Source organism: Methylobacterium sp. (genome assembly GCF_028290105.1).
Classification (GTDB): domain Bacteria; phylum Pseudomonadota; class Alphaproteobacteria; order Rhizobiales; family Beijerinckiaceae; genus Methylobacterium.
Genome location: NZ_JAQGKL010000265.1, coordinates 1 through 4,320, shown reverse-complemented (window position 1 = coordinate 4,320; position 4,320 = coordinate 1). Strand labels below are relative to the sequence as shown.

The following is a 4,320-nucleotide window of genomic DNA, read 5'->3' as shown; positions in this document are numbered from 1 at the left end:
CAATTTCTGATTTCCGCTCGTCGGCCGACCGAGGAATTTACTGTCATGAACTGACGCTGCAAGTCGCTCAGATGTCCGACCTTTGCGGTCGGCCGATATTTGACGATCGATATCGGAGGAACGCCATCAAGGTTCATCGGCTCTTGGTGGGGACCGGTCAGAAACGCAGAACTTATCGGCCGGTCGGCAGGTTGCGCATTTCGTCGTAGAACGACATGTCAGACATCTGTAAGTCGTCCGCGTGCCCGACGACGATACCCTTGCTCGCCTCCAGGAAAGACAAGGGTCGACGAACACAGCGTATGAAAAGACGCGCGTCCGGATCGGTGGCCCACTAGCCGAAGCCGATGTTTTTGTCCCTGTCCAGCCTCAACGGAATTGAGCCGAGCTTTCGCGAGTACCCAAAACACGGTCTCAACTGCCACGGCTGCGATGTCCGCGGTGGCAGGCCGTTACTTCTGAGATGAGAAGCTGGCTGGGGCGCCAGGATTCGAACCTGGGAATGGCGGTACCAAAAACCGCTGCCTTACCACTTGGCGACGCCCCAAAGCGCTGGCGTGGCGTTGTCTAGACGCAGTCTCCCGCGCTGGCAACGGGGGGAGGGAGCGCTTTATGGTCGTCCGTACACAGGAGAGGACGAAGCATGGCCGGTCGGATCGCGATCGTCACGGGGGCGGGCTCGGGGATCGGGCGGGTGGTGGCGCTCGGATTGGCGCGGGCCGGCTATGACCTGGCCCTGGCAGGGCGTCGGCTCGGCCCGCTGGATGCGGTGGCGGCGGCCGCGCGCGAAACCGGGATCGCCGCCGAGGCGGTCGTCACGGACGTCGCCGACGAGGCCTCGGTGACGCGCCTGTTCGCGCGGGTGGCCGCGCGCTTCGGGCGCCTCGACCTCCTGTTCAACAATGCCGGGATCTTCACGCCCGGCGCGGCGATCGACGCCGTGACTCTCGACGATTGGCGCCGCTCGCTGGACGTGAACCTCACGGGGGCGTTCCTGTGCACGCAAGCCGCCTTCCGGATGATGAAGGCGCAGACCCCGCAGGGTGGGCGCATCATCAACAACGGATCGATCGCCGCACAGGTGCCGCGCCCGCATTCCGCGCCCTACGCGGCGACCAAGCATGCGATCACCGGGCTCACCAAGGCGACCTCCCTGGACGGACGCCCCTACGCAATCGCCTGCGGCCAGATCGACGTCGGCAACGCCGAGACCGAGATGACGGCCGGCATCGCCACGGGCGCCCGGCAGGCCGACGGCAGCATCAGCCCCGAGCCGGTCATGGATGCCCGTCACGTGGCGGACGCGGTGGTCTACATGGCCGGATTGCCGCTCTCGGCCAACGTGCAGTTCCTGACGGTGGTCGCGACGAACATGCCCTATCTCGGGCGCGGCTGAGTTTTGCGCTCGGCCGCCGATACGCCTACACAGCCACACCGCGACGCCCCGTGGCGATCGCACTCCGCCATGCGCGGACCTGGAACGCCTTGCCCGCCATGCTGATGCAGACCGAGACCAAGCCCGCCGAGACCAAGCCCGCCGAGGCCAATGCCGACCCCGTCGCCCGGCGCCGCACCTTCGCGATCATCTCGCACCCGGATGCCGGAAAGACCACGCTCACCGAGAAGCTGCTGCTGTTCGGCGGCGCCATCCAACTCGCCGGCGAGGTCAAGGCCACGGGCAACCGCGTCTCGACGCGAGCCGACTGGATGGGCATCGAGAAGGAGCGCGGCATCTCGGTGGTCACCTCGGTGATGACCTTCGAGTATGGCGACTGCGTCTTCAACCTGCTCGACACGCCGGGCCACGAAGACTTCTCGGAGGACACCTACCGGACCCTGACGGCCGTCGATTCGGCCGTGATGGTGATCGATGCCGCCAAGGGCATCGAGGCCCGCACGCGCAAGCTGTTCGAGGTCTGCCGCCTGCGCGACATCCCGATCGTGACCTTCATCAACAAGCTCGACCGCGAGGCCCGAGACCCGTTCGAACTTCTCGACGAGATCGAGAAGGTGCTGGCCCTCGATGTCGCGCCCGTGACCTGGCCGATCGGGCGGGGCCGGAATTTCGCCGGCACCTACGACCTCGGCAACGGCCGCGTCCGCCGCCTCGATGCGGCGGACGATGCCGGCACCGTGCCCGTCACCGGCGTGGACGACCCCCTGTTCGATCAGCTTCTCACCGAGAACGGCGAGGCGGCGACCTGGCGCGAGGAGGCGGAGCTCGCCGAATCCGGCCTGAAGCGCTTCGACCTCGCGGCGTTCCGGGAGGGGCACCTCACGCCCGTATTCTTCGGCTCGGCCCTGCGCAATTTCGGCGTGCGCGACCTCATCGACGGTCTGGCGCGCTTCGCGCCGCCGCCGCGCGGGCAGGACGCCGACAAGCGCCTCGTCGAGCCGAGCGAGCCGAAGATGACCGGCTTCGTCTTCAAGATCCAGGCGAACATGGACCCGAACCACCGGGACCGCATCGCCTTCATGCGCGTCTGCTCGGGCCGGCTGAACCGGGGCATGAAGGCCAAACTCGTGCGCACCGGCAAGCCGATGTCGCTCTCGGCTCCGCAATTCTTCTTCGCCCAGGATCGGGCCATCGCGGACGAGGCCTTCGCGGGCGACGTGGTCGGCATACCCAACCACGGCACCCTGCGCATCGGCGACACCCTGACCGAGGGCGAGGAGATCGTGTTTCGCGGTGTGCCGAGCTTCGCCCCCGAGATCCTGCGCCGGATCAAGCTCACCGACGCGATGAAGGCCAAGAAGCTCCGGGAAGCCCTGCAGCAGATGGGCGAGGAGGGTGTGGTACAGGTGTTTCGCCCGCACGACGGGTCCCAGGCCATCGTGGGCGTCGTCGGCGCCTTGCAGCTCGACGTGCTCAAGGAGCGCCTGCAGGCCGAATACGGCCTGCCGATCGACTACGAGCCGACCCGCTTCTCGATCTGCCGCTGGATCACGAGCGACACGGAGACGGAGCTCGACAAGTTCGTCGGCAGCCACGGCTCCGCCATGGCGAGCGACCTCGACGGCGCGCCGGTCTTCATGGCCACCACCGCCTTTTCGCTGCGCTACGAGGAGGAGCGGGCGCCTGAGGTCCGCTTCAGCGACATCAAGGATTACCAGAAGCGCGCCGCCTGAGCCGCAGTTTTCGCCCCGGGGCGGTCAAGTATCGGGAAATGTCAGGCCGTGGTTTTCCGGGGCGCAGACAGGCTCCGCGAAAGGGACTACGCATGATCGCTCAGGTTCCCGGCCGCGTTCGCCCGAAGGTACGCAGTTCAGCTTGGGCGTCGAGGTCGTGAGCGTCATTCCCGCACGAGGGTCTGAGCGATGACGACACTCCATGCCGAAGATTTCGGGCACACCCTGGCCCGGCCGGTCGTGAACGCGATCGACACGAACGACCTGACCTTCGCGCTCCGGCGCGGAATCGACGACTTCCTGGCGATGCCGACCCACGCGCTGTTCATCGGGTTGATCTACCCGCTCGTGGGCATCGTTCTGGCGACCTATGCCTTCGGCACCCAGGTCCTGCCGCTGCTCTTTCCCCTCGCGGCCGGCTTCGCCCTGATCGGCCCCTTCGCGGCCATCGGCCTCTACGAACTGAGCCGGCGGCGCGAGACGGGCCTGTCCACGGATTGGGCCTATGCCTTCTCCAGCCTGTCGCGGCCGGCGGCCGGTGCCCTGATCGGCGTCGGGCTGCTGCTCGGCGTGATCTTCGCCTGCTGGCTGGTGGCCGCACAGGGAATCTTCTGGGCGCTCTACGGCGATACGATTCCGGTCTCCGCCATCGACTTCGTGCGGGAGGTGCTGACCACGCCGCGCGGCTGGGCCCTGATCGCGATCGGCAATCTCGTGGGCTTCGCGTTCTCGCTCGTGGTGCTCGCGGTGAGCGTCGTCTCGGTGCCCATGCTGGTCGACCGGGACGTGGACATGCTGACGGCGATCGAGACGTCGCTCGCGGCCTTCCGGCGCAATCCCCGCACCCTGCTGGCCTGGGGCTTCATCGTGGCCGGCCTGCTGGTCATGGGCTCGCTGCCGCTCTTCGTCGGCCTCGCGGTGGTGATGCCGATCCTCGGCCACGCCACATGGCATCTCTACAGGCGGGTCGTCCCCGCCTGACGCCGGGCGAACCGCCGTTTCGCGCGGGTGTCGGCTAGAACTTGCCGAGCATCGGAAACTCGATGCTCAAGGCGGATTCGGAGGCGAGCGGCGCCTCGCGGCGACGAGGCTTGCGGTTGATCACCTGCTTCAGCTTGGCTTTCAGCACCGACATGTCGAAGGGCTTCAGGATGAACGCGTCGGCGCCCGCCTGATGCGCCAGATTGATGT

The 4,320-nt window shown here is 67.0% G+C and carries 3 protein-coding genes, 1 tRNA gene and 1 pseudogene; 3 read left to right on the top strand and 2 right to left on the bottom strand.

What is annotated here, in order from left to right:
* Nucleotides 1–472: 472 nt before the first annotated feature.
* A tRNA-Gln gene (locus tag JWQ05_RS18645) sits at nt 473–547 on the bottom strand.
* A 96-nt stretch (nt 548–643) separates the two neighbouring features.
* Here JWQ05_RS18645 and JWQ05_RS18640 point away from each other — a divergent pair.
* The 3 genes from JWQ05_RS18640 (at nt 644) to JWQ05_RS18630 (ending at nt 4,110) form a co-directional block, all read left to right on the top strand.
* The gene (locus JWQ05_RS18640; RefSeq protein WP_299661705.1) at nt 644–1,396 is read left to right on the top strand and encodes an SDR family oxidoreductase; all 753 of its coding nucleotides are present in this window, start codon (nt 644–646) and stop codon (nt 1,394–1,396) included.
* A 98-nt stretch (nt 1,397–1,494) separates the two neighbouring features.
* A complete protein-coding gene (locus JWQ05_RS18635) occupies nt 1,495–3,129 on the top strand; it encodes a peptide chain release factor 3 (protein WP_299661708.1) in 1,635 nt (544 codons plus the stop codon).
* A gap of 189 nt (nt 3,130–3,318) precedes the next feature.
* On the top strand, nt 3,319–4,110 hold the full coding sequence (locus JWQ05_RS18630; RefSeq protein WP_299661702.1) for a DUF2189 domain-containing protein: 792 nt from the start codon (nt 3,319–3,321) through the stop codon (nt 4,108–4,110).
* Between the two features lie 34 nt (nt 4,111–4,144).
* Here JWQ05_RS18630 and JWQ05_RS20765 read toward each other — a convergent pair.
* Nucleotides 4,145–4,320: pseudogene (locus JWQ05_RS20765) on the bottom strand (response regulator); the annotation flags it as partial.